General features: G+C 35.8%; 24 protein-coding genes. 16 read left to right on the top strand and 8 right to left on the bottom strand.

Annotation, left to right across the window (positions count from 1 at the left end; genetic code table 11):
* Nucleotides 1–45: 45 nt before the first annotated feature.
* The 3 genes from CSW08_RS03565 to CSW08_RS03555 all read left to right on the top strand — a co-directional run bounded on the left by CSW08_RS03565 (nt 46) and on the right by CSW08_RS03555 (nt 3,109).
* The gene (locus tag CSW08_RS03565; RefSeq protein WP_106658528.1) at nt 46–885 is read left to right on the top strand and encodes an ABC transporter ATP-binding protein; all 840 of its coding nucleotides are present in this window, start codon (nt 46–48) and stop codon (nt 883–885) included.
* 15 nt (nt 886–900) lie between these two features.
* Complete coding sequence (locus tag CSW08_RS03560; RefSeq protein ID WP_106658527.1) at nt 901–1,737, top strand: ABC transporter ATP-binding protein; 837 nt, start codon at nt 901–903, stop codon at nt 1,735–1,737.
* 115 nt (nt 1,738–1,852) lie between these two features.
* Entirely contained in the window at nt 1,853–3,109 is a 1,257-nt protein-coding gene (locus tag CSW08_RS03555; RefSeq protein ID WP_106658526.1) for an alginate export family protein, read from the top strand.
* A gap of 113 nt (nt 3,110–3,222) precedes the next feature.
* Here the strand turns inward: CSW08_RS03555 and CSW08_RS03550 are convergent, their stop codons facing one another.
* The gene (locus CSW08_RS03550; protein WP_106658525.1) at nt 3,223–4,524 is read right to left on the bottom strand and encodes a serine hydrolase domain-containing protein; all 1,302 of its coding nucleotides are present in this window, start codon (nt 4,522–4,524) and stop codon (nt 3,223–3,225) included.
* 184 nt (nt 4,525–4,708) lie between these two features.
* On the opposite strand from CSW08_RS03550, the gene CSW08_RS03545 reads away from it, so the two are divergent.
* The 10 genes from CSW08_RS03545 to CSW08_RS03505 all read left to right on the top strand — a co-directional run bounded on the left by CSW08_RS03545 (nt 4,709) and on the right by CSW08_RS03505 (nt 13,140).
* Nucleotides 4,709–6,247 carry a YifB family Mg chelatase-like AAA ATPase gene (locus tag CSW08_RS03545; protein WP_106658524.1) on the top strand — a complete coding sequence of 513 codons (1,539 nt, stop codon included), beginning with the start codon at nt 4,709–4,711 and terminating at the stop codon, nt 6,245–6,247.
* A 134-nt stretch (nt 6,248–6,381) separates the two neighbouring features.
* Nucleotides 6,382–6,981 carry an REP-associated tyrosine transposase gene (locus tag CSW08_RS03540; protein WP_106658523.1) on the top strand — a complete coding sequence of 200 codons (600 nt, stop codon included), beginning with the start codon at nt 6,382–6,384 and terminating at the stop codon, nt 6,979–6,981.
* A gap of 150 nt (nt 6,982–7,131) precedes the next feature.
* On the top strand, nt 7,132–7,698 hold the full coding sequence (locus CSW08_RS03535) for a hypothetical protein (protein ID WP_106658522.1): 567 nt from the start codon (nt 7,132–7,134) through the stop codon (nt 7,696–7,698).
* 213 nt (nt 7,699–7,911) lie between these two features.
* Complete coding sequence (locus CSW08_RS03530) at nt 7,912–8,625, top strand: membrane or secreted protein (protein WP_106658521.1); 714 nt, start codon at nt 7,912–7,914, stop codon at nt 8,623–8,625.
* 182 nt (nt 8,626–8,807) lie between these two features.
* The gene (locus CSW08_RS18065) at nt 8,808–8,954 is read left to right on the top strand and encodes a hypothetical protein (RefSeq protein WP_157831420.1); all 147 of its coding nucleotides are present in this window, start codon (nt 8,808–8,810) and stop codon (nt 8,952–8,954) included.
* A gap of 96 nt (nt 8,955–9,050) precedes the next feature.
* Nucleotides 9,051–9,563: a DinB family protein gene (locus tag CSW08_RS03525; protein ID WP_106658520.1), complete on the top strand. Its 513-nt coding sequence runs from the start codon at nt 9,051–9,053 to the stop codon at nt 9,561–9,563.
* 137 nt (nt 9,564–9,700) lie between these two features.
* Nucleotides 9,701–10,804 carry a DUF2891 domain-containing protein gene (locus tag CSW08_RS03520; RefSeq protein WP_106658519.1) on the top strand — a complete coding sequence of 368 codons (1,104 nt, stop codon included), beginning with the start codon at nt 9,701–9,703 and terminating at the stop codon, nt 10,802–10,804.
* Between the two features lie 11 nt (nt 10,805–10,815).
* The gene (gene pxpA, locus CSW08_RS03515) at nt 10,816–11,556 is read left to right on the top strand and encodes a 5-oxoprolinase subunit PxpA (RefSeq protein ID WP_106658518.1); all 741 of its coding nucleotides are present in this window, start codon (nt 10,816–10,818) and stop codon (nt 11,554–11,556) included.
* 5 nt (nt 11,557–11,561) lie between these two features.
* A complete protein-coding gene (gene pxpB, locus CSW08_RS03510; RefSeq protein WP_106658517.1) occupies nt 11,562–12,293 on the top strand; it encodes a 5-oxoprolinase subunit PxpB in 732 nt (243 codons plus the stop codon).
* Nucleotides 12,286–13,140, top strand: coding sequence for a 5-oxoprolinase subunit C family protein (locus tag CSW08_RS03505; RefSeq protein WP_106658516.1), 855 nt, complete (start codon nt 12,286–12,288; stop codon nt 13,138–13,140). The genes pxpB and CSW08_RS03505 overlap by 8 nt, the downstream gene beginning before the upstream one ends.
* On the opposite strand, the gene deoC is transcribed toward CSW08_RS03505, so the two are convergent.
* Nucleotides 13,118–13,789 (bottom strand): deoxyribose-phosphate aldolase, encoded by a 672-nt coding sequence (gene deoC / locus CSW08_RS03500; protein WP_106658515.1) that lies wholly within the window; start codon nt 13,787–13,789, stop codon nt 13,118–13,120. The genes CSW08_RS03505 and deoC overlap by 23 nt on opposite strands.
* Nucleotides 13,790–14,332: 543 nt before the next feature.
* Complete coding sequence (clpB, locus tag CSW08_RS03495; RefSeq protein WP_106658700.1) at nt 14,333–16,942, bottom strand: ATP-dependent chaperone ClpB; 2,610 nt, start codon at nt 16,940–16,942, stop codon at nt 14,333–14,335.
* A 232-nt stretch (nt 16,943–17,174) separates the two neighbouring features.
* Between clpB and ytxJ the strand changes: the two genes are divergently transcribed.
* Nucleotides 17,175–17,582 carry a bacillithiol system redox-active protein YtxJ gene (gene ytxJ / locus CSW08_RS03490; protein WP_238987192.1) on the top strand — a complete coding sequence of 136 codons (408 nt, stop codon included), beginning with the start codon at nt 17,175–17,177 and terminating at the stop codon, nt 17,580–17,582.
* A 6-nt stretch (nt 17,583–17,588) separates the two neighbouring features.
* Nucleotides 17,589–17,978, top strand: a complete 390-nt coding sequence (locus CSW08_RS03485; RefSeq protein WP_106658514.1) for a gamma-glutamylcyclotransferase family protein — start codon at nt 17,589–17,591, stop codon at nt 17,976–17,978.
* Between the two features lie 183 nt (nt 17,979–18,161).
* Here CSW08_RS03485 and CSW08_RS03480 read toward each other — a convergent pair whose 3' ends face one another.
* Together CSW08_RS03480 and CSW08_RS03475 are read right to left on the bottom strand one after the other, a co-directional pair.
* Entirely contained in the window at nt 18,162–19,142 is a 981-nt protein-coding gene (locus CSW08_RS03480) for a YpdA family putative bacillithiol disulfide reductase (RefSeq protein ID WP_394337024.1), read from the bottom strand.
* A complete protein-coding gene (locus tag CSW08_RS03475) occupies nt 19,130–20,335 on the bottom strand; it encodes an MDR family MFS transporter (RefSeq protein ID WP_106658513.1) in 1,206 nt (401 codons plus the stop codon). The genes CSW08_RS03480 and CSW08_RS03475 overlap by 13 nt, the downstream gene beginning before the upstream one ends.
* Nucleotides 20,336–20,765: 430 nt before the next feature.
* On the opposite strand from CSW08_RS03475, the gene CSW08_RS03470 reads away from it, so the two are divergent.
* Nucleotides 20,766–21,371 carry a DUF1684 domain-containing protein gene (locus tag CSW08_RS03470; RefSeq protein WP_106658512.1) on the top strand — a complete coding sequence of 202 codons (606 nt, stop codon included), beginning with the start codon at nt 20,766–20,768 and terminating at the stop codon, nt 21,369–21,371.
* A 344-nt stretch (nt 21,372–21,715) separates the two neighbouring features.
* Here CSW08_RS03470 and CSW08_RS03460 read toward each other — a convergent pair whose 3' ends face one another.
* The 3 genes from CSW08_RS03460 to CSW08_RS03450 all read right to left on the bottom strand — a co-directional run bounded on the left by CSW08_RS03460 (nt 21,716) and on the right by CSW08_RS03450 (nt 24,032).
* Nucleotides 21,716–22,069, bottom strand: a complete 354-nt coding sequence (locus tag CSW08_RS03460) for a hypothetical protein (protein ID WP_157831419.1) — start codon at nt 22,067–22,069, stop codon at nt 21,716–21,718.
* Between the two features lie 230 nt (nt 22,070–22,299).
* A complete protein-coding gene (locus CSW08_RS03455) occupies nt 22,300–22,722 on the bottom strand; it encodes an Hsp20/alpha crystallin family protein (RefSeq protein WP_106658509.1) in 423 nt (140 codons plus the stop codon).
* A 287-nt stretch (nt 22,723–23,009) separates the two neighbouring features.
* Complete coding sequence (locus CSW08_RS03450) at nt 23,010–24,032, bottom strand: SRPBCC family protein (RefSeq protein WP_106658508.1); 1,023 nt, start codon at nt 24,030–24,032, stop codon at nt 23,010–23,012.
* Between the last annotated feature and the right edge of the window lie 57 nt (nt 24,033–24,089).

The raw sequence follows: 24,089 nt of genomic DNA, 5'->3' as shown, positions 1-24,089 counted from the left end.
AACAAATCAGCAAATAAACGAATCAACGAATAAACAGAAAAGGAAATGGCATACTTAGAATTAAAAAATATCTACAAAACCTACGGACAAGGAGACAATGTCACCGAGGTGCTTTCCAATATTAACCTAACTATTGAGGAAGGCGAGTTTGTAGCTATTGTTGGGTTTACGGGAAGCGGCAAAACCACACTGGTTAATCTTATAAACGGCTTGTTGGAGCCAACTGAAGGCGAGGTATTGTTTAAAGGCGAACCAGTTGCAGGAACCAGTCATGAACGTGGTGTTATTTTTCAAAATTATTCATTGCTGCCTTGGTTAACGGTTGGTCAAAATGTATATATGGCTGTTAAGGAAGCATTTCCTAAGAAAAGCAGATCGGAGTTGCATGCTATTGTTGCCGACTATGTAGATATGGTAAACTTAACACCAGCCATAAATAAACGTCCCAAGGAACTATCTGGAGGCATGCGCCAACGGGTTGCAGTTGCTAGGGCATTAGCCATGAAACCCGAAATGATTATTATGGATGAGCCTTTAGGTGCACTAGATGCATTAACACGCGGCAATTTACAGGACGAAATTTTGAATATTTGGGGTAAAGATAAACGCACGGCTTTATTGATTACCAATGATGTAGATGAAGGTATTTATATGGCAGACCGCATTATTCCGTTGCGTCCAGGTCCAAGAGCCACATTAGGACCAGAATTTAAAATTGATATTGAACGTCCAAGGGATAAAACCGCTTTAAACGACAACCCTAATTTTAAAAAGACGCGTAACGCCATCATTGAGTATTTAATGGATATAGGTAATGAGCGTAAATCTGAAGTGCAAAAGGAATACATGTTACCAGATGTAACCCCTAAGAGCTTTGTTTGGTAAATAAAAACAGAAATTATGAACACAACCATTCTAGAAAATAATCAAACGAATACATATTTAGAAAACGGGATTGTATATCCTTCCAATAATGTAATGCTGGATTTGGTACATCTTAAAAAAGTATATCCTACACCAAAAGGAGATTACATTGTTTTGGAAGATTTAAACCTTCAAATAATGAAGGAAGAATTTGTGACCATTATAGGCCATTCTGGTTGTGGTAAAACAACCATGCTGTCCATGATCGCTGGACTCAATAATATATCAGGAGGTGCTATTTCCGTTTTGGGAAAACATATCAAAGGGCCAGGTCCTGATAGAGGGGTTATTTTTCAAGCGCCTAGCTTAATGCCGTGGATGACGGCACTTGAAAATGTGCTACTTGGGGTTAACCAAGTGTTTCCGCATGTTAACAAATCACAACGTAGGGATATTGCTAAATATTATTTGCAAAAAGTAGGGCTGGAGGAAGCATTCAACAAAAAAGCAACAGAGCTTTCCCAAGGCATGCAACAACGTGTTGGTATTGCTAGGGCCTTTGCCATTAAGCCAAAAGTATTATTGCTGGATGAGCCTTTTGGAATGTTGGATTCGTTAACCAGAGGTGAACTTCAGGATATTCTTATCGAAATCTGGAACAAAGAAAAAATCACCGCCGTTATGATTACCCACGATGTTGACGAAGCTATCTTTTTAGCTGATAGAGTGGTAATGATGACCAGTGGCCCAAAAGCCAACATAGGCGACATTTTAAACATCGATTTTGAAAGGCCTAGAACCCGAAAAGCGGTTTTAGAACACGACGATTATTATAAATACAGAAAGCATCTTATAGACTTTTTAGAACATTAAAAAAAACATGATAATTATCATAAAACTAAAAAACAGCTACCTATACATTAGCTAAAAAACTAACTCAAAAACAATCAAATTTTAAACAACAAATTAACTTAAAAAACCAAAGAAAATGAAAAAACAATATCTTTTAGTATGCATATTGGCAGTGACGGTTCAATTTGCAAATGCACAATTTTCACTTGATGGTGAATTCAGACCACGAACAGAGTATCGCCATGGATTTGGGACTTTGATTCCAGATGCTGCTGATGCCGGTTTTGGTATCTCGACTAGAATACGATTAAACGCTGGTTATGCAACGGAATCCTATAAATTTTATTTGAGCTTACAAGACGTGATGGTTTGGGGTGAAAACAGACAAATTTTACCTTATGATCAAAATAATTCATTTGCGGTTTTTGAAGCTTGGGGAGAACTTACTTTAGGGTCTGGGTTTTCTACAAAATTAGGACGACAAATCATTTCTTATGACGACGAACGTATTTTTGGAGGATTGGACTGGGCGCAGCAAGGTCGTAACCATGATGCCGCATTAATTCAATATAAAAAGGATAAATTCATGCTAGATGTAGCCTTGGCTTTTAGTCAGGATTATTCAGACCCAACTGGGTTCCGTTCTGCAAGTACCGTTTATAACACCACAGGTTTCTTTACCTATAAAACCATGCAATATGCCTATTTAAAACAGTCTTGGGATAGCTTTTCTGGTAGTTTATTGTTAATGAACAATGGATTTCAAAAATTTGAAGTTGATGGTGTAACGCCGGATGGTGTAAACAATTTGCAAACTTTAGGGACACATTTGGATTATAAAAAAGGAAGTTTTGGTATTGCTGCTAACGCCTTCATTCAAACAGGAGACCAAATAAAAGGCGCTTATCTGTTAGGGTTGGATTTTAGTTATAAAGCAACCCCTAAAGTGGGTCTGGGTGCTGGTATAGAAATTATCAGCGGTAACGATCCGTCATCTACTAAAAATGAGGCATTCTTCCCATTATATGGAACTAACCACAAATTCAATGGCTTTATGGATTATTTCTATGTAGGCAACCATGCCAATACAATCGGGTTATTTGATGTTCACGTTAGTGCAAACTTCACATTAAGCGAAACATCTAGTTTATTGATTAAAGCGCTTAATTTTAGTGGAGAACAAGAACTGGCAAGTGGCGAAAAATCGTTAGGAACGGAAGTGGATTTAGTATATACAAAGAAATTTAAAGGATATAGTATGGTATTGGGTTACTCGCACATGTTTGCAGCCGATGGCATGTATGAGTTAAAGGGTGTCAGCGAGGCAAATGCATCAGATATTCAAAACTGGGCATGGGCAATGATAGTAATGAAGCCTAAGTTTTTAAATTAGTATTCTATTTAACTTTTCATAATATTTTAAATAGTTTAAATTGGTCAAAGTGTTTTAATGTTTAGAATCCCGCTTTTAGCGGGATTCTTTTTTAAATGACATGCTACAATTCGTTATTCCGTTTTGGCTGTAGTTTCAGGAACAAAATTACCATAAATAGCATCCCTGAATTTTTTGTGTAATTGGATTTGATCGTACGGCGATAATTGTACAAACATCACAATTGTCAAATCATTTACTGGGTCACCAATAAACAAGGTACTAAAAGCACCATCCCAGAAAAACTCACCCACAACACCATTGTTTTCGTCTGCATCAATGGGAGGCGCTACTCTTACACCAAAATCAATTCCAAAGCCCATTTGGCCTCTGTTGGGCAGGAACCCCCGATCAGATATGGGAATATTGAGATCTAGGTGATTGGTTCTCATTAATTTCACTGTTTCAGGTTTTAAGATGGTCACACCGTTAATGGTTCCATCGTTGATAAGCATTTGTGCGAAGGTTTGATAATTATCTAGCGTAGAAGTCAGCCCCAAACCTCCAGGCGTAAATGGCCATTTATAATAATTCAAAATTTGTGTTATCGTATCTGGAACTCTAGTTAACTCTGTAGTTTCCCGATTGTAATTATAGGTAGCGGCAAATCGGTCTCTATCTTCTTCAGGGATGAAATATCTGGTTTCTGTCATTCCTAATGGGTCTAATACGTTTTCTCTCAAGTATTGTTCAAAGGGTACTCCCGAAATTCGCTCTACCAAAAACGCTTGAACATCTACAGAAACCCCATAAGCCCATCGCGTTCCGGGCTGAAAAGCCAAAGGACGTTTTCCTAATTTTTCAGCCATTTCTTGTAAGGTATTCTCTTTATCTGTCGGATTATCTCGTCCGCGTAAACGTGGTACTCCGGGCATAAATCCATCAAATCCAGCACTATGTCGCGTAATGTCACGTATAGTTATTGGTCTATTAAGCGGTTCTAAAAGGACTTTTTTATTAATGCTATCATAGCCTGCATACACCATCATCTTTTCAAATTCTGGAGCATATTTGGTAAGCGGGTCGTCTAGTTGGAAGGCACCTTTATCATATAAAGTCATGAGCGCAACGCCTACAATAGGTTTTGTCATCGAATAAATACGAACAATGGTATTTCTATTCATGGGAATGCTATCCTCACGGTCGGCATAGCCGAATTGAGCATAGTGCACTTCTTTGTCTTTCTCAAAAATTAAGGTGGATATGCCTGCGACCTTTCCTTCTTCCATAAAACTTTTTAAGGTTGAATCGATACGGGTTTTAACTTTTTCAGTAATGAATGTGTTGGTTTCGGTTTGGTCATTTTTAGTTTCTGTTTTTTTGCAAGAGTAGTTTAAAAACAGGATGGCAAATAGCAATAAAATAGATTTATTCATGGTTTTTAGTTTAATTGGTCCAGTGTCTGGAAAAATAAAAATACACTATTCTAGTCTTAGAAAAAAACAAAGCATTTAATCAGGCGGACAATTTATCCAGATTTTATTTTTATATGTCTTTTAGAAAAAATGTATTACAAAAATTTAAAATACATTTCTTACATTTAGGCAGTAAACAATAATTATGCTTAAAAAAGTTTTTGGAAGTGCCGTGTTCGGTGTGGAGGCTACAACCATCACCGTTGAGGTGAATGTGGATAGTGGTATTGGTTACCATTTGGTGGGTTTGCCCGATAATGCTATTAAAGAGAGTAATTATCGTATTGCTGCAGCCCTTCAGAATAATGGTTATAAAATCCCCGGAAAAAAAATTACGATTAATATGGCGCCTGCCGATTTACGCAAAGAAGGATCATCATACGATTTAACCTTGGCTATCGGTATTCTAGCAGCGTCCAATCAAATTCAAGCGGAGAACTTAGAGAAATATTTAATTATGGGTGAATTGTCCCTTGATGGCAGTTTACAACCCATAAAAGGCTCGTTGCCTATTGCCATAAAAGCTAGGGAAGAAGGTTTTGAAGGCTTTATTTTACCAAGTCAGAACGCCAAAGAAGCAGCGATTGTCAGTGATTTAAAAGTGTTTGGTGTCGATAATATAAAGCAGGTCATTGATTATTTTGATAAAGGAGAACCACTGGAACAAACCATTATCAATACACGTGAAGAGTTTGAAAAAAACCTGGATTTCCCAGAACACGATTTCTCCGATGTAAAAGGCCAAGAAGGTATCAAGCGCTGTATGGAAATTGCAGCCGCCGGCGGCCATAACATTATTTTAATTGGGCCACCAGGCGCTGGTAAAACCATGTTGGCAAAACGATTACCTTCCATTTTACCACCTATGACCTTGCATGAAGCCTTAGAAACCACAAAAATACATTCCGTAGTAGGTAGGGTTCAAGCGCATACGGGACTCATGGCTCAACGTCCGTTTCGGAGTCCGCATCATACCATTAGCGACGTAGCCTTGGTCGGGGGAGGTGCGTTTCCACAACCGGGTGAAATCTCCTTATCACACAATGGCGTCTTGTTTTTAGATGAATTGCCCGAATTCAAGCGTGGTGTGTTGGAAGTATTACGCCAACCATTGGAAGATAGGGAAGTCACCATTTCCAGAGCGAAATTTACGGTCACTTATCCAAGTAGTTTTATGTTGGTGGCGAGCATGAACCCAAGTCCGGGCGGCTATTTTAACGACCCCAATGCACCAGTAACCTCCAGTCCTGCCGAAATGCAACGCTATTTAAGTAAGATTTCCGGACCCTTGTTGGATAGAATAGATATCCATATTGAAGTGACGCCCGTACCTTTTGAAAAACTGTCGGAAGACCGAAAAGGAGAAACCTCAGTAGATATTAGAAAGCGTGTTACCAAAGCTAGGGAGATTCAAACGGCACGTTTTAAGGAAAGTGATGCCGTGCATTACAATGCGCAAATGAATACCAAGCAAATCCGTAAATATTGTATTTTAGATGAGCCTTCCAAAAAACTCTTAAAAACCGCTATGGAACGTTTGAATCTGTCCGCTAGGGCGTACGACCGCATTTTAAAAGTTTCCAGAACGATAGCCGATTTGGAAGGTGTTGATGACGTGAATGGTTCGCATATTAGTGAAGCGATTCAATATAGGAGTTTGGATAGGGAAGGTTGGTTGGGTTAATGAATTCATGCGAAGGCAGGAATCTCATTATTAATTAAGATAAAACCAATCTTTGGCGTGTAGACCGCTCCGCAAAGTCTCCCGACTTTGAGGAAAATGTTTTTGGAAACAAATCGATAAATTAAAATAAAAATTTGAAAGAAGGTTACATAATAAGAGATCAAGAAAAGACACATTTTATTACAGCAACGGTAGTAGATAGGATAGATGTATTTACCAGAAAGTCTTATAAAGATGTTATTATTGAGTGTTTATCGTTTTGTATAAAAAATAAAGGCATGCTTTTATATGGCTATGTCATAATGAGCAAATACATTCATTTAATTGTTCAATCAAAAGATGGCAAACTATCTGATTTAATAAGAGATTTCAAAAAATTAACAGGTAAAAGTATTTTAGAAAAAATACAAAATGAACCAGAAAGCCGAAGGGAATGGATGCTAGAACGGTTTAAAAAAGCTATTGAAATATATACTAGAAATGCCACTTTTCAAATGTGGCAATACGGTAATCATGCTGAGGAAATATATTCTCATAAGTTTATGTGGTCCAAGTTAGATTATATCCATTTAAATCCTGTGCGTGCTGGTATTGTAGAAAAGGCATCGCACTATGTCTATTCCAGTGCGAGCAATTATGTGAATAATAAAGGTATTATTGACGTAGAAATTGTAGATAATCCAGTTGTAGATGTGTTAAAGAGTTCATCGATAACCAAATACAATCAATATTAAGAAGGATAAGGTTATGTAAGTTTGAAGTGCGCAAAGTCGGGAGACTTTGCGCAGCGGGGAATCTTTTTATCTTTGAAAACACGAACGTGACGCTCGCGGTAGCTGGGACGAATACTTTATTTTAACTTTTAAAAATAGATTTATCCCTTAATGAAAAAATACACTTTAAAGGATATTGATTCTTTTATAAGAAAGAATAATATTATAAAAAAATTCTTGAATGATGATGATATTGTTAAAATTCATCATGAATGGTATTTGAACAGTGGTTTAAATTTCAATGATTTTCTTTGGCTTCTTTTTAATAAGTCAATATTGATAAATGGTGAAATGTTTGGTCAAACTGGAGATGAATTATTGTTTTATCAAAACAATTATAATCTTTACATTAATATGGCATATTTTCGAAGAGAGGAAGGGGCTTCATCTAAAATTGTTCGAAAATTTATGAGATTAGGGTTTGAATCACAAAATAAAGCTGATAAATTAAGTGCCAAGAAAAGTATCTTTAAAATGAAGGTTACAGCTATTACAAATATAAATGGAACTTGTGAATATGCAAAAAGTGTTCATGCTAAAGAGTATGAAGTTGATAATTTCTTAAATGAATGTCATATTGCTACTGATAAATGTACAAATGAATTTGGATGTTCTTGTACTTTTGCTCTTAGCCCTTTAAGAGATGAAAAGGGGCATTTTATAAGAAAAAATATTTAAAGGCCTCGCTCACCGCTAGCGCTCATTTGCAACGAGTGCCATACTAAGTGAGCAAATTAAAGTCCTAATAAAAAATGACAAACAATTAAAGTAGCATTTTGTAATTTAGGGTTATGGGTAGAAAGTACAAACTTCACCGCTAAGCCCAACTTAGTATTATTCTACAAAAAACCTTATTTTAGCACTAAACAATTCATCATAAACTATTTAGACATGAAAAACATCATTTTTTTACTAGTTTGTACTTTTTTGTCAATAAGTACTAAAGCGCAAAGTTATATGGGGGCTTGGGAAAGGTACCATACCTCAGAAGAAGGAGAAAAACTAAAAAGTGTGGTCATATTTGCTGATGGCTATCAAGTGCTCACAACCTATCAAGCAGAAACAGGCAAGTTTATGAGTACTAATGGCGGTACTTGGAAATTAGAAGGTGATACCATGACCGAAAAAGTGGAGTTTGATACCGATAACCCAGAGCGTGTTGGGAGTGAAGTCAGTTTTAAAGTGACAAATAATGGTACGGTCTTATCCATTGTTGGTCAAGATATGGACATGAAAAGAATTGATGATGGCACGCCTGGGGCATTACAAGGTGCCTGGCTCATGTCTGGAAGGATGAGAGATGGTAAAGAAGAAACACGAGATACCAGTGGCCCAAGAAAAACCATGAAAATACTATCTGGAACCCGATTTCAATGGATTGCTTACAACACAGAAACGAAACAGTTTTCGGGAACTGGTGGCGGCACGTACACCACTGAAGATGGAAAATATACCGAAAATATAGAATTCTTTTCCAGAGACGACTCTAGAGTGGGCATGAGCTTGTCGTTTGACTATAGTTTAGTAGATGGCAAATGGCACCACAAAGGCTTATCCAGTACTGGTAATCCTATCCATGAGATTTGGAGTTTGAGAGCGAAATAATAATTTATAACCTTTATCTATGATAATTTTCATTTGCCACGAATGACACCAATTAGCTCGAATTTATTTGTGGAAATTTGTGTAATTCGTGGTCAAGTTTTTTGAACCTTAAAGAGCAATGCATTAAAAGAATTCAATAATTTGTAAACTTGTCGCTAAGGAGGCAATAAAATTAAGAAGTTATGAACATTGTAGAATCCCCATCATTAGTTTCGGAAGAGCATTCTAAAGTTGTTGAGGAGCGTAGAAGGAAACATCTATCCGGTGAAACCAAAGGTGAAAACTGGGAGGATGTGAGAAGTGAGATTAAAAAGAAATATGGGTTCTAAAAAATAATAACGACATATCCCAGTTTTTCCAATTCATTTTAAGATATTTAATCATCAAAAAGTAATAATAATGTAACAACCTTAATCCATTTTAATATGAAAGCTTTAACAACCCTCTTTTTATGCATGTGTACGTTTTTTGTGTCTGCGCAAGACCAAATAGTACAATCTAGTCTCAAAGGACTATTGAGTAACAATCAAAATCAAATCAGTTCTTTGGCAGATGCTTTTTCTGAAGAACAATACGAATGGCGACCTGCCGAAGGTGTTAGGTCTGTTAGAGAAGCCATTTTACACACGGCAGCGGCAAACTATTTTCTGGCATCAAAACTAGGGTTTGCGCCACCAGAAGATGTGGATATGATGGGCATGGAAAAAATAATGGAAAAAGCCAATGTTTTGGATGCATTAAATAAGTCGTTTGTGTTCATTTTGGATAAAATAGACCAAATTAATGCTGATAGTTTTGATAAAGAAGTTGATTTAGGATTTGCTAAACTCAATACTTTATCAACATTGTTAGTTATTTTAGACCATTCAGGCGAGCATAAAGGACAATTAATTGCTTATGCCAGATCAAATGGTATTACACCACCATGGAGTAATTAGAAACCACTTTAATAGGTGATACGAAAGGTCTTTAACGCAATTGGTTAAAGACTTTTTGTTTTAATATCCGCAACAGTTATTTTTTGCATAAATTAGAGTGTTGGTTTTTAAAACTTCAGATAAACTTTTAATCTTTTATGAAATACTACTCACTTTTATTATGTGTTTTCATGTTCAGTTGCAACAATTCACCAAAGGAAACCCTACCCGCTATGCCAGAAATAAAACAAGAAAAAACACCTATTTTGAATTTACAAGAAGCCAATCGGTTGGCACAATTGCCTTTGCATTGCATGGATACCGAATATCCAAACAGGTTGTCGCAAACTTTGGGCGGTGATGCCGATTTAAAATCGCCACGTGTATTGCACCCCGCGTTTTATGGCTGTTTCGATTGGCATTCATCGGTGCACGGGCATTGGAGTTTGGTGAGTTTGTTAAAACAGTTTCCAAACATGGATAATGCCGAAGCCATCAAGCAAAAGTTACTTCAAAATATGTCCGAAGAAAACATTAAAACCGAAGTCGCCTATTTTTTTGGGGAATATAATAAATCATACGAACGTACGTATGGCTGGGCGTGGTTGCTAAAACTAGCCGAAGAATTACATACTTGGGATAACACCACAGCGAGAGTGTTAGAACAAAACCTGCAACCTTTAACCGATTTAATCGTTGGTAAATACATCGAGTTTCTCCCAAAATTAAACTACCCCATTCGGGTTGGCGAACACCCAAATACAGCATTCGGACTAAGTTTTGCTTGGGATTATGCCCATACCTTAAATAATACGGTTCTGAAATCCGCTATAGAACAACGTGCCAAAGATTTTTATCTAATTGATAAAGATTGTCCTATGACATGGGAACCAAGCGGCACCGATTTTTTATCGCCTTGTTTGGAAGAAGCCGCTTTAATGAGACGTGTGCTGACGAAGGAGGCATTTAAACCGTGGCTGGATGCCTTTTTGCCCCAGTTAAAGGATCCAAATTTCACATTGGAACCAGGAAAGGTGTCTGATAGAACGGATGGTCATTTGGTACACTTAGATGGCGTTAATTTCTCTAGGGCGTGGAGTTTAAATACCATAGCAGAAGACTTACCAGAGTATGCACATCTGAAAAATGTAGCCAATCAGCATATCAATTATTCCTTACCAAGTATTGTGGATGGTAACTATGAAGGAGGCCATTGGTTGGGTAGTTTTGCGCTGTATGCTTTGAATTCTACTTCAGAATAGTTACATTGGCTATGATGCAATATACAATTGACATAAATGCCGATGTTGGTGAAGGTGTTGGTAACGAGCCAGCATTAATGCCTTACCTAACGTCATGTAATATTGCCTGTGGCGGTCATGCCGGAACAACAGAAACCATGCAAACCGTGGTGAAATTAGCCAAACAGTATGGTGTTAAAATCGGCGCACATCCGTCGTTTCCAGATACGGAGCATTTTGGAAGGGAACCCATGGACATGTCTTTTGCGGCGTTGTTTGTATCCATACAAAAACAGATAGACAGTTTGATGCATGTTCTTCAGGAGGAGCATCTAAATCTAAATCATGTGAAACCCCATGGCGCACTTTATAACTTGGCTGCTAATGATGAAAAAATAGCGATGGTTATTATTGAAGCCCTGAAACGATTTATGCTTCCTGTTAAACTGTACGTGCCTTATAAATCGGTGATAGCCGATTTGGCAATCAAAAATAAGATCCCGATCGTGTATGAAGTTTTTGCAGACAGACAGTATAATACCGATTTAACATTGGTGTCCCGTAAAAAAACAAATGCTTTTATTCATGACTCCGATGTGTTGGTGGAACATGTTTATAACATGGTGGTAAACCAAAAAGTGAAAACAGTGGGTGGGGAAGAAGTGGACATAAAAGCGGAGACTTGTTGTGTGCATGGTGATAATTTGGATGCTGTCAATTTGATAAAAAATTTGAGGATCTATTTGGAAGAAAAAGGAATAAATATCTTATAAAATTAATGACATTTAATGTTACATATAAACCCTTTGGAGAACGCGCTATTTTAATAGAATGGCCGCCCAAAATCGACGAGATGATATTGAAGGATATCATAAGGTTTAAAACGGCTATTATAAAAAATAATATTGAATCTATTGTTGAATTAAAGTCTGCATATAACTCGTTATTAATAGTTTATGATACCATTTGTAGGAATTTTGAAAATGAAGTAAATCTGTTAAAAAATATATATAAATCGCCAAATTTAAAACATGTCATTCTGTCAAAACTGTGGAAAATTCCTGTGTGTTATGATGCTGATTTTGGAATTGATTTAGATACTATTTCAGCAGAAAATAAACTTTCAAAAACAGAAATTATTCAGCGCCATTCCCAAGCTGTTTACACGGTTTATTTTATTGGGTTTTTACCCGGGTTTTTATATTTAGGTGGTTTGGATGATTCGCTTCATGTTCCAAGAAAATCGACCCCGAGATTAAAAATTGAAAAAGGAGCGGTTGCCATTGGCGGACATCAAACAGGGGTGTATCCAATAGAAAGTCCTGGCGGTTGGAATATCATTGGGAATTCGCCCATCATGTTTTTTAATCCCAAAAGTAATCCGCCTTGTTTTGCCAAGGCAGGTGATAAGATTAGTTTCTATCCTATATCGATAAACGAATATAACGACATTAAAATGTTGTCCACTGCAGAGGTGTATCAATTAGAAAGTGAGGTGATTGATGATTAAGGTTTTAAAGCCCGGTTTTTATTCCACCATTCAAGATGCTGGGCGTTTCGAATTCCAAGAGTATGGCGTGCCGTATTCTGGGGCGATGGATACCTATGCGGCTTCTATGGCGAATATGGTGCTTGGCAATAGTGAAAATGCCGCTGTTTTGGAAATGACCATGACGGGGCCAACGTTACAATTTGATTGCGAGACCATTATCTGCTTGTCTGGTGCGGATATGTCCCCCGTGCTTAATGATGTTCCCCTTGTAAATAATAAAGCGATTCACGTTCCTAAAAATGCGGTCTTATCTTTTGGAAAACTGAATGATGGTTTTAGAGGTTACTTATCGGTTTCAGGTGGGTTTAAAACGGACAAGGTCATGGGGAGTAGAAGTATGTTTAAAGGCGTAACTGAACACTGTGTCATTGCAAAAGGTGACGAATTATCAATTAAAGAACATATTGAAGTAATGCTAAAAAAAAATGCTTCTATTAAAAAGAATGACAAGTATTTACATTCAAATAGTGTTGAAGTTTTCAAAGGACCGGAATTCGATAAACTTTCAAAAAACCAACAACAGATATTATTGACTCAAGAATTTAGTATTTCAAAAGATAACAACCGTATGGCGTACCAACTGGAGCAACCTTTGGAAAATAATTTGGACGCTATTATTACCTCTTTAGTGCTTCCGGGAACCGTTCAATTAACACCTTCAGGAAAGCTCATTGTTTTAATGCGTGATTGCCAAACTACTGGAGGTTACCCTAGGGTACTGCAATTAAAAGAAAGTACCATGAATATCATGGCACAAAAATTTATGGGAAATAAAGTATGTTTTAAACTACTTGATACATACTAGGTGCTAAGGTCATATTAAGAATGTCGACACCAGAAGATGTTCCAATTCTATCAGCCCCGGCTTCAATATATTTCATAGCCATATCATAATCTTTTATACCGCCAGAGGCTTTTATTTTAGCTTTATCCCTAACGGTTTTCCTGATGATTTTAACAGCGGTTAACGTGGCACCGCTTTTAGAATACCCTGTAGATGTTTTTATGAAATCGGCTTTAGCATCCATGCAAATTTCGCAAATTTTAATAACCTCATTTTTATTTAATTCAGAAATCTCAATAATGACTTTTAAAGGGGTTCTTCCAATGGCTAATTTTACATCCCTGATATCTTTGAATACGAGCACATAATTTTTACTTTTAAGGAAGCCCAAATTGATAACCATGTCAATTTCATCAGCACCGTCTTCTATGGCTTTTTTTGCTTCAAATACTTTAGCATCAGTAGACATACCTCCTAAGGGGAACCCGATTACCGAACATACTTTAACATCTGTGTCATGCAATAATTGTTTTGCCAAGGCCACATAACAACTGTTTACACAAACAGCATAAAATTTATTTTCAATGGCTTCTCGGCACAGATTTATGATCTCTCGTTCTGTTGCAGTAGGTTTTAAAAGCGTATGCTCTATGTACTTAGATACTATCATTGTTATAAGTAGGGTTTTAATTTGTCCATAATCTTATTATAAAGAATATATGACAAGGGTTTTTAATAAATTATAAATGTCTAGGTTGGGGCTAGTAGTTTTGCAAATTTACGAAAAAAAGCAAAAAATAGATTATGATATTTTGCATTTTATCGATTTTAGTTAAAAAAAATACATATTTGATAATAACGTCTTCATTATAAATAAATTGAGTGATGGATTTAAATTTGGCTATTTTTTAACAAATCTTGTGATTCCACACAAATAATAATGCTGCTTTTATGAGGGTTTTCAACTGCGATTAACCTGAAAACCTATATACGCCACAAATACACGATGCATATGGTTTTATGTTTTATAAAAAATATCCGTGTATCCGTGGCAAAACAGACTTTCATATAATCACCTATCGCCTTCCAATCCATTATGGTTTATTTAATAAAAAAAGCAACGATTGTTTTCAACAAAATGATTTGTATCTAACGCTCGTTGCTCCACTAACCAACCAATGATAAGACTTGAATTTATATTTTTTGTTACAGATTAAATGTTTTTTGTTATTAGGTCACTTTGGTTTCTAAACACCAGTTGATCATCAAAAGCGTCCAGCAAAATAATACTATCGGTTGTTACTTTTCCCGATAAGATTTCTTTACTCAAGGCATTCAGCACTTCTTTTTGAATAACACGTTTTACAGGACGCGCCCCATATTCTGGATTATAACCTTTATTCGCTAAATACGCTACCGCTTGTGGAGTAGCATCAAATGTAATGCCTTGTTTTGCAATCATTTTAGTGATGCTTTTAAGTTGTAAACCAACAATATCAACAATGTTTTCCTTGGTTAAAGGAGTGAACATAATGATGTCGTCAATCCTATTTAAAAACTCCGGACGAACACTTAGTTTTAATAAGGTAAGCACATCTAGTTTTGCCACTTCAATAGCGGCATCAATGTCTTTTGTGGCTTCAAATCGCTCTTGTATAATTTGGCTTCCTATATTGGAGGTCATGATTATAATCGTGTTTTTAAAATCTGCCACTCGTCCTTTGTTATCCGTTAGATGGCCTTCATCCAGCACTTGCAGCAAAATATTAAATGTATCAGCATGCGCTTTTTCAATTTCGTCCAACAAAATAACCGAATACGGTTTCCTTCTTACGGCTTCAGTTAACTGTCCCCCTTCATCATAACCCACATACCCTGGAGGCGCACCAACCAAACGGCTCACCGCATGTTGCTCTTGGTATTCGCTCATATCGATTCGTGTCAGCGCATTTTCATCATCAAACAGATATTCTGCCAATGCTTTTGCCAATTCTGTTTTACCAACGCCGGTAGTTCCTAAAAATAGGAAGGTGCCGATTGGTTTTTGCGGATTTTGCAATCCGGCACGACTTCTTCTTACGGCATCACTCACGGCTATGATGGCTTCATGTTGCCCCACCACACGTTTATGCAGTTGATCTTCCAATTTTAATAGTTTTTCACGCTCACTCTGAATCATTTTAGAAACAGGAATGCCTGTCCATTTGGCAACCACTTCAGCAATGTCTTCATAAGTCACTTCTTCTTTTATAAGAGAGCTTTCGGATTGATTTTCCTGTAATTCCTTTTGAAGTTTCTCAAGTTGCTCTTGGGCTTCTTTTATTTTTCCGTAACGCAATTCGGCTACTTTGCCATAATCGCCATCACGCTCGGCACGTTCGGCTTCCAGTTTAAAGTTTTCGATATTTAGTTTAATGGTTTGAATATTGTCAACAACTTCTTTTTCACTTTTCCACTTCGCATTCAATTCGTTGCGTTGCTCTTTTAAATTAGCTAAATCTGAGCGCAAGGACTTTAATTTACTCTCATCTTTCTCACGTTTAATCGCTTCAATCTCAATTTCCAATTGCATGATTTTTCTATCCAGAACATCCAATTCTTCTGGTTTGGAATTGATTTCCATACGCAATTTAGAGGCGGCTTCATCCATTAAGTCAATGGCCTTGTCAGGTAAAAAACGGTTGGTAATATAGCGTTGCGACAATTCCACGGCAGCGATAATAGCTTCGTCTTTAATACGCACTTTATGGTGGGTTTCGTATTTTTCCTTAATGCCACGAAGTATGGAAATGGCACTTTCTGTATCAGGTTCATCTACCATTACTTTTTGGAACCGACGCTCCAGGGCTTTATCCTTTTCAAAGTATTTTTGGTACTCGTCTAAAGTCGTTGCGCCAATAGCGCGCAGTTCCCCTCTTGCTAGGGCAGGTTTTAATATATTGGCAGCATCCATAGCGCCTTGTCCGCCACCAGCCCCAACAAGTGTATGGATTTCGTCTATAAACAGCACTATATCACCTTCACTTTCCGTCACTTCTTTAATAACGGCTTTTAAGCGTTCTTCAAACTCGCCTTTATATTTGGCACCAGCAATTAAAGCACCCATATCCAGTGCAAAAATCTGTTTATCTTTTAAGTTTTCAGGTATATCTCCATCAATAATTCGATGTGCTAAACCTTCTGCAATAGCGGTTTTACCAGTACCAGGCTCACCAACAAGGATGGGGTTGTTTTTGGTTCTACGGGATAAAATTTGAAGAATTCTTCGTATTTCCTCATCACGTCCAATCACGGGATCTAGCTTACCATCTTTAGCTAGTTGATTTAAATTTTTGGCATATTTATTTAACGAATTATAGGTTTCTTCCTGACTTTGGGACGTCACTCTATCGCCTTTGCGTAATTCGTTTATACCGGAACTTAGTGCCTTTTCGGTAACACCTTGATCTTTTAGCATTTGTGCTATTTTGCTGTTAGATTTAAAAATGGCGATGATTAAATGTTCCACAGAGACATAATCATCATTCATTTTTTTTGCAATAATAGCAGCCTCGTTAAGCGTTTTTCCAGCTTCACGAGAAAACATAAGTTCACCACCAGATACTTTAGAGAAACTTTCGAGTTGTTTATCTAAGGCCTGTTCTAAAACAACGATATTCACATTCAATTTTTTTAAAAGGAATGGCAACACGTTTTCATCAACCTCAAAAATACCTTTAAAAAGGTGTTCGTTTTCTATCTGTTGATGGCCATAACTTTGCGCGATTTGTTGCGCTTGCTGTATAGCTTCTTGCGATTTTATTGTATAATTATTTAAGTTCATATGCTTTATTTTTTTTTCATTCCCTCGATCCCGATAGCTATCGGGAGGGAATCCCATTATTTATATCTTTTCTCTTTTTGTAAGGCCTAAATCTTTTTAATTGATTTAATTTTACATGGTGATGAAGTCAATAATCTTACCAGCCTAATACATAGGACAAAATGGCGTTAAAAGTCTTTAAAACACTGACTTTTAGTCAGTTTGTAAGATTTCTAAAATTTTGAGACTTATCATGTATAAGATACAAATTATGGGATTATTTAACAAATTATTTAGCAGTTCAGTTGAACAAAAAGAAGAAAAAACATTGCCTTGGATTGATTTAAATACACTAAGTCAGTTACAGACTATTAAAGATAAATCGACTACCAAAACCCAGGTTATTTTTAAATATTCTACTCGTTGCAGTATTAGTAGAATAGTTAAGAATCAATTTGTTGAAGATTATGAATTTAATGACCATGATTTAGAATTATATTATTTAGATTTATTAACTTACAGAGAAATATCCAACGTTGTTGCCAATACATTTAATATCGTTCACGAATCGCCGCAAATGTTGGTTATCAAAAATGGCATCGTGGTTCTGCACGCCAGTCATGGTGCTATAAATAATTTGGACTTGAAACGTTTTATATAAAATGATATGGACTATTTATTTGTTTATGGCACCTTGATGAAAACCGTTAACAATGGTATGTCCTGTTTTTTACATTATAATGCTGAATTTATTGGGAATGCCTATATTCTTGGTAAGCTTTATGATCTGGATGGGTTTCCAGGGGCTATTGTAAGTGATAATCCCTCCGAACGCGTTTACGGTAATATTTTTAAAATTAAAGACACACAAACTGTTTTTAAGGTCTTGGACGATTATGAAGGCATTGGCGCCGGCCCTCCAGATGACTATGAATTTGTACGAGACCAAGTGATAGCCTATTTAGAAGATGGTACTGAAATAAACACCTGGTTTTATGCTTATAATTTGCCAACCGACACGCTTAAATTAATACCTTCTGGGCGTTATTTTAAATAACTAGTATGTCCCTTCAAGTGGCTTTGTCCAGAGCAAGGGAACAAACCTGTAGTGATGTCATAATATCAAGCAGTAGTTATATAAAGGTTCTTAATACAAAATTCTTTTCAATAATTTCTAATCGTAAAAGTTATTATCTGAAACTAAATGCACTCAGCGGGTTGTTATTTAATATAGGTTCTTTCATTTGAAATCCTTTTCAATATGATTGGCAATCATTTTGGCATGGATTCTAGAGTTTTCAATAAACCATTTATGGGTTTCGTTTCCGCCACAAATAACACCAGCTAAATACAAACCGTTAATATTAGATTCCATCGTTTCTGAATTGTAGCTTGGTATTTTTTTATCATCATCAGAAATCGTGATACCACTGTCTTTTAAAATCTTAAAATTAGGCAGATAGCCCGTAAGTGCTACAACATAATCATTATCCAAAGTGATTAATCCTTCAGGTGTTTTAATTTCAATAGTTGTTTCATCAATTTTTATGACTTCCGAATTATAATACGCATTAATACTGCCTTCTTCAATCCGGTTTACAATATCTGGTCGCACCCAATACTTTACACGTTCCCCAATGTTTTCACCTCTAACAACCATGGTAACATGGCCGCCTTTACGCCAAATTTCCAAAGCGGCATCTACGGCAGAATTACTAGCACCAATCACCACGACATTTTGTAACGCATAATTATGGGCTTCCTTGTAATAATGTGTCACTTTGGGAAGATTTTCACCAGGAATATCTAATAATTTCGGAATATCATAAAACCCAGTACTAATAATAACCTTTTTTGATGTATAGTTGCTTTTGGTAGTTGAAATTGAAAAACCATCACCATCTTTTTTGATGGCATTCACCGTTTCATATAAATTTATGTGAAGTTTATTTGAAGTGGCAACGCGTCGGTAATATTCCAAAGCTTCATCCCTGTTGGGTTTTGGGTTGTTGCTGATAAACGGAATATCATCAATTTCCAGTTTTTCCGAAGTAGAAAAAAATGTCATATTTCTGGGATAATTAAATAACGAGTTGGTAAGGGCACCTTTCTCAATAACTACGTAATCCCATTGTCTTTTTTTACATTCTAAAGCGCAGGCAATCCCAATGGGGCCTGCGCCAATAATGATGATGTCTTTTTCTATTTTCAAAATTTTAATTTTATTAAATGTTTATTCAAGCTAAATAATATCAGCGCACAAACCAGTGCAATACCACTAATAATGTACCATGTGGTGTCAAAACCAAGCCCGTTTGCCATTTGTAACCCAGCATTGTGTCCAAAAATATGGGCTATGGAAAACGAAATAGAGTACAGTGCCATATATTCACCTTGATTTCCTTTTTTAGCCCTGTCTGCGGCAAAGGCATTCGAAAAAGGAAACGCTACCATTTCACCAAAGGTCATTAACAACATACCCATAATCAAAACGCCAGACCAAGCGGTTAAATTAAGCACGAATAAACTTATTCCTGTTAAAAGCGCTCCGAAAAACATGAGTCCGAGTTTGGTATATCTGGTATGTTCCAACCATTTTATCAAAGGCATTTCAAAGATAAAAATAAGAAACCCATTTAAGCCCAAGATCATCCCAATTTCTAGTTCACTTAGTTTATGAACATCTTTATAGTAAATGGGAATGGTTGAAAAATATTGTAAAAACACAATCCCAAAAAGTGTCATGGCCACTAAAAATACTAAAAAGGCCTTGTCTTTATAAGCCGAAGTAGGATTATCGTTCACAATAGTATCCAAAACTTTTGCTTTTTTCGGATTTAAAACCTGAATCATCAATAATGCGGCTAAAATACATGTGATTCCATCTACCCAAAATAAACCGGCATAACTCAACCCTGTAATGATGAGTCCGCCCACAGCAGGTCCTGCCGAAAATCCTAAGTTTATGGCAAGTCGAATTAAGGTCAGGGATCGTATTTTGTTTTCTGGTTTGCTATACGCATTAAGGGCTACAAAAATAGCAGGACGAAAGGCATCTGCTGTTAGCATCACTACAAAAACCCCAAAACAAACTGTTGCAAAATCATTCGCTAATTGTAAGGCGATAAAAAGCAATCCGCTAATAAACAGACTTCCAACCATTACTTTGTAATAGCCAATTTTGTCGGTTAGTTTTCCGCCCAACCAAGAACCAGCTACAGATCCAAAGCCAAAGGCACTCATAATCCAGCCCACATCTCCAATGCTAAAGTGCAAATCTTCCTTTAAGTACAAAGACAAAAAGGGAATCACCATGGTGCCAGCCCTGTTTATAAGTGTGATTAATGCGAGCCACCAAACCTCTTTTGATAGGCCTTTAAATGTGTTTAAATAATTGTTGAATAGTGTTTTCATTCCTCACTAATCCCTCCAAAGGAGGGGCTTTTTTAAATTAAATGTATTAAACAAAAAAGTCCGACTGTGAAGTCGGACTTTTTAAATATTGTAACAAATGCATTCATATCACCACAATACATAAAAAGCCCAACCCTTATCTCTTAAAGAGGTGGATGGCTTCATACAAATAGTGACGTTGCGACGCATATTAATTTTAATTTTGATGGCTCAAATTTATATAAAATATTCTTTAGTTGTATTTTTGAAATAACTTTTTTAAGTCACGTGCTTATTTTTATGTCATGCTGAACTTGTTTCAGCATCTTATATTTTTAAAAAAGCAACAACTTAGCAAGGAAACCCTGAAAATACTGAAATAAATTCAGCACGAGCAAGTTAAGGGTGGCAAACGTTTTATGATTAATTATGAATAATCAATTCTTTACAAATGAAATTAATAATGAAGGTATTCCTTATTTTGATTTGCTTTTCAAGTTGCAGTCAAGATAAACGCCCCATAAAAGGCGATACAGAATTTCAGCGTGAGTTGAATGCCGAATATAAAGACGCTTCCAAATCACCTCTAAAGGATAAGGACCGAAAAGAGTTTGAAGGCTTGGACTTTTTTAAGTTTGATGCTGCTTACGTTGTACAAGCACGCTTGGAGCTTACGCCAGATTCTAAATGGTTTAATATGCGGACTACCACAAGTAGAGTGAGTAAAGAGCGTGTTTTTGGGATTTTACATTTTGAATTAAAAGGAAAGCCATACCAACTGAATGTGTATCAAGGTGCTGAAACCATGGAGAAAGAAGGTTTGGAAGATTATTTGTTTTTGCCTTTTTTAGATGAAACCAACGGCTTTGAAAGTTATGGTGGAGGACGTTACATCGATTTACGGATACCCAAAAGCGATACCATAGACATTGATTTTAACAAAGCTTATAACCCATATTGTGCCTATAATGACAAATATTCTTGCCCCATTGTACCTCGTGAGAATTATATAAAAACTAGAATTGAAGCAGGAGTGAAGGCTTTTGGGAAGCATTAGTAACAATTAAATTAATCTCAGGAATATGCTTCATAATCATCCTTCGTATTTTCATTTTCTTCCTTTGTATCAATCTGTTCAATTTCATAAGAAGGTAAATTGTCTTTTTTGTAAAATTTTATTGGAAAAGGAATTATTGAGGCTATTATTATGAAAATCAAAAGCATTAAAAACCGCAAAAAATTTTTTATTCTCATTGCAAATTGATTTTATACAAATAATTATTTCAATTCCATTGGTTAGGAATTGAGTTATTTAATGGGTCGATTTAAAATCAGTTATATTAAATACAATGAGACTTTTGGATTGAAATTTCGTTTATAACGATTTGTAAGGAAATAGATTTAAAGTTTAAAGTTTAAAGCAGGAAGTTTTTGGACACGATATTTTAGCTGCTCTAATAAATTATTATTTTGAATTTGATACTCAAAATCGTGAGGATTCTTATAGGATTGAATAGGTATATCAAGTGATGAAGATTGCTGTAATTGGTCAAAATTAATAATATCGTTTTCAGCCTGATTTTGTGTTATTACAAGTTCAACATGACAGTTGTTTAAATCAGATTCTTGGCTAATTCCATATTCAAAAGAAATATATAAGTTGGCTAGAATTAGAAAAAGAAAAAGTACCTTATTTAAATTTTTGAAATTACTCATTATTACAATACTATGATCATTTTGATTTTTTATGTCCATAGTTGTTGAAAACAACTTATTAACATAATATGCGAAGTTAGTTATTTTTCTGATGAATTTAATAATTGCTTCACCAAATACATCTCTCAAAAAACTGGTAAAGTCCTCTTAACAAACTAAAAATTAATCATTTTGAGTGGTTGGAAATTTAGTGCAGAGAATTTAATGTAATCAGTAGAACCTTTTATTTGATTCAGGACAAGTTGTTTTTTCCCATTTATGCATAACGCTCAATTCATTTTTTTTGATTTAAGCAAATCAAAACTTAAAAGACCATCCTTATAATCAACTACAATTTCATTCTTAACTATATCATTTGGCAAATCAAATTCTTTTTTAAAATAGGCTGAAGGGTAACAATATGAATGTATTGAACCTTTATTTTTAATAATTTCTTTCATATTCATTTGGTTTCTTTTTTCAGTTGTTACCACTAAATTGCCTTTACTTATATAAAAATTAAAATCTTCTTTTATATAACCGGGTTTTTTTAATTCAAAATGATAAGAGGAATCGGTCTCGGTAATTTTAGCAGAAGTTGAAGTTGTTTTTTCGCTTAAATCATGATTATAAATGCTATTTTTTAAATAATCACTTCGCTTATAATATGAGATATTAACAAATTGTTTTTTGAGTTTTATTTTGGTAGCCATGATACTATTTTAAAAAAACCATATGAGATAGTCGGTGAAAAATAATAAAACAAAAGTTGACGGTTAACCTCCTTAGCTAACCTTTCTTTTGGAACGCCTTAATTAGATTGAAAAAGAGTTCTTAACTTAAGAAAATTAAAATAAATTATGTGTTAATAAAAATATAAATTTCAAATATTTTTAAAGGATAATGTACAGATAAATAATTCTTTATATTGAAGTTATTTCACCAAATACATCTAAAAATACCGCTAAAAGTCCAAAATAAACTTAGCAAAACAGGTTATCTATTTAACAGCAATATAAATGTCCGTTACCCAATCTGCCGGGTTGGGGTATTGGGTTTGGTCTGTAATGTAAACTTCAAGCATAGGGCCATCATCGGGAAACTCCAAACCGTTTTTGGGGATATAGTCTCTAGCAACATCCCAAGCTTCTTTTAAATTGGTGTAGTTGCCTTTTAAGGTTGTTTTTAAGGCCCTAAAAGTGGGTAATTCTCCTGTTAGCACATCACTATCGGTGGTAATCACTCTATCTGTGGTTGGGACACAAACAGAGAATATGGCAGCGTTATTTTGTTCGTCCCATTTAATGTAACTAACAAATGGCGCACCTGCCATGGCAATATTATTTTCTTGGGCATATTTGGTGATTTTAGGCAGCATGTCTGAAATAGCCGATGCTACCTCGTCAATTTTACTGGAGGTGGTACTGTATAAATAGTAGCCACCACTATGGTTTGTGATGCCACTTACGGTAATGCTGTATTTTTTCATATCGGCAGTCACCGTGCTGTCTAGTTTAAACAAACCACGTTCAAAATCGGGTGCAGTATTTTTTTCAATTGAGCCAGAAAAGACGGTGTACATTTTAGTCATAAAATCCTGTTTGCCTTCCATGCTCCAAGTCACTTTGGTGCCTTCATCAATGGGTTCAAAATCCCAGTTAATATTCGATTCCGATTCAAAAGGTTTTATAAAAGAAATGTGTTGGGAGATGGATTTGTTATCTTCAACAGCTCGTGTTTCCATGGAACCTTCACCTAAAACAGCGCCGTTCCAACTATAATAGGCACCAACACCAACGGTTTTTTCACCATAAGTAAGTTCGGCATCAGGTTCTTGTTCCAACCAAGGAGAGAATTCTGGCCAATTTTTAAAATCGTTTACCTTGTTAAATAACACAGGCACAGGGGCTTGAATAACCCGACTTCTGTTAAAGGAAAATTCATTGGGTTGTACTGCGATGTAGATAGCTGTACCTATAATAGCTACTAATAATAAGAATGCGATGTATTTAAAGGTTTTCATTTTATTTTATTGAAAATGTCATAAATCAAAGGTACGGATTTACAAATAATTATTGAT

Origin of the sequence: Confluentibacter flavum (assembly GCF_002843175.1) — a bacterium.
GTDB lineage: Bacteria > Bacteroidota > Bacteroidia > Flavobacteriales > Flavobacteriaceae > Confluentibacter > Confluentibacter flavum.
Note: the sequence above shows the minus strand (reverse complement) of the source record. Positions and strands in the feature narration are given on the sequence as shown.

Bases quoted from the DNA above. Each gene is read 5' to 3' on its own strand.
- CSW08_RS03565 (WP_106658528.1), top strand. From the start codon at position 46: ATGGCATACTTAGAATTAAAAAATATCTACAAAACCTACGGACAAGGA.
- CSW08_RS03560 (WP_106658527.1), top strand. From the start codon at position 901: ATGAACACAACCATTCTAGAAAATAATCAAACGAATACATATTTAGAA.
- CSW08_RS03555 (WP_106658526.1), top strand. From the start codon at position 1,853: ATGAAAAAACAATATCTTTTAGTATGCATATTGGCAGTGACGGTTCAA.
- CSW08_RS03550 (WP_106658525.1), bottom strand. From the start codon at position 4,524: ATGAATAAATCTATTTTATTGCTATTTGCCATCCTGTTTTTAAACTAC.
- CSW08_RS03545 (WP_106658524.1), top strand. From the start codon at position 4,709: ATGCTTAAAAAAGTTTTTGGAAGTGCCGTGTTCGGTGTGGAGGCTACA.
- CSW08_RS03535 (WP_106658522.1), top strand. From the start codon at position 7,132: ATGAAAAAATACACTTTAAAGGATATTGATTCTTTTATAAGAAAGAAT.
- CSW08_RS03530 (WP_106658521.1), top strand. From the start codon at position 7,912: ATGAAAAACATCATTTTTTTACTAGTTTGTACTTTTTTGTCAATAAGT.
- CSW08_RS18065 (WP_157831420.1), top strand. From the start codon at position 8,808: ATGAACATTGTAGAATCCCCATCATTAGTTTCGGAAGAGCATTCTAAA.
- CSW08_RS03525 (WP_106658520.1), top strand. From the start codon at position 9,051: ATGAAAGCTTTAACAACCCTCTTTTTATGCATGTGTACGTTTTTTGTG.
- CSW08_RS03520 (WP_106658519.1), top strand. From the start codon at position 9,701: ATGAAATACTACTCACTTTTATTATGTGTTTTCATGTTCAGTTGCAAC.
- pxpA (WP_106658518.1), top strand. From the start codon at position 10,816: ATGATGCAATATACAATTGACATAAATGCCGATGTTGGTGAAGGTGTT.
- pxpB (WP_106658517.1), top strand. From the start codon at position 11,562: ATGACATTTAATGTTACATATAAACCCTTTGGAGAACGCGCTATTTTA.
- CSW08_RS03505 (WP_106658516.1), top strand. From the start codon at position 12,286: ATGATTAAGGTTTTAAAGCCCGGTTTTTATTCCACCATTCAAGATGCT.
- deoC (WP_106658515.1), bottom strand. From the start codon at position 13,789: ATGATAGTATCTAAGTACATAGAGCATACGCTTTTAAAACCTACTGCA.
- clpB (WP_106658700.1), bottom strand. From the start codon at position 16,942: ATGAACTTAAATAATTATACAATAAAATCGCAAGAAGCTATACAGCAA.
- ytxJ (WP_238987192.1), top strand. From the start codon at position 17,175: ATGTATAAGATACAAATTATGGGATTATTTAACAAATTATTTAGCAGT.
- CSW08_RS03485 (WP_106658514.1), top strand. From the start codon at position 17,589: ATGGACTATTTATTTGTTTATGGCACCTTGATGAAAACCGTTAACAAT.
- CSW08_RS03475 (WP_106658513.1), bottom strand. From the start codon at position 20,335: ATGAAAACACTATTCAACAATTATTTAAACACATTTAAAGGCCTATCA.
- CSW08_RS03470 (WP_106658512.1), top strand. From the start codon at position 20,766: ATGAAATTAATAATGAAGGTATTCCTTATTTTGATTTGCTTTTCAAGT.
- CSW08_RS03460 (WP_157831419.1), bottom strand. From the start codon at position 22,069: ATGGACATAAAAAATCAAAATGATCATAGTATTGTAATAATGAGTAAT.
- CSW08_RS03455 (WP_106658509.1), bottom strand. From the start codon at position 22,722: ATGGCTACCAAAATAAAACTCAAAAAACAATTTGTTAATATCTCATAT.
- CSW08_RS03450 (WP_106658508.1), bottom strand. From the start codon at position 24,032: ATGAAAACCTTTAAATACATCGCATTCTTATTATTAGTAGCTATTATA.